General features: G+C 59.5%; 1 protein-coding gene. It reads left to right on the forward strand.

Going from position 1 to position 630, the window contains the following annotated elements:
* The coding region (locus KLP40_RS21080; RefSeq protein ID WP_215595812.1) for a Fic family protein at positions 1 to 296 on the forward strand (296 nt) is incomplete at its 5' end.
* Positions 297 to 630: the final 334 nt, after the last annotated feature.

Here is a 630-nt window from a genome sequence, read left to right on the forward strand (position 1 = left end):
AAATGCTGCGGCCCTTGCCCCACAGTTGGCCCGATGCCACGTCCCTGGTGCGCGACGTGGCCCGCGTCCACGCCGAGTTGTTGTTCCTTCACCCGTTTCGGGAAGGCAACGGCCGCACCGCGCGCGTACTGGCCAACCTCATGGCCTACAAAAACGGCTCGACCAGCTTCCACTGGGAAGCATTGGCCGAGCCAGAACGTTTTAAGTTGTATGTGCAGGCCGTGCAGGCCGCTGGGCTTCTCCGCTACGAGCCCATGCAGGCCGTTATCGCAAGCGTGTTGCCCCCGTCTCCGTAACCGAAGTACCCACTGTTTTACGTAGCCGTCCTTCATCGGCGCGGATGCCTTCCACACGGGCCGAGCCCAAGGCATTGCGCACCAACATTTGCTGACGCGCTGCTCCCTCCCGCAGGTGCGGGTAGCGGTCTACAATTCGTTTGCCAGTCGCTTTCATAATTATCACAGTTTCTGCCTTGTTAGAGTGTGTGGACAGTCATGTTTAAATTTGCGGGATGCGACGCCACGAACTTACTGAACGTGAATGGAAATTGATTCAGCCACACACGCTTGGGCAGGCCGGTACGGCAGGCGGCACCGGCCGCGACAACCGCCATTTTGTCAACGCCGTGGT

Source organism: Hymenobacter piscis (assembly GCF_018760735.1).
GTDB lineage: Bacteria > Bacteroidota > Bacteroidia > Cytophagales > Hymenobacteraceae > Hymenobacter > Hymenobacter piscis.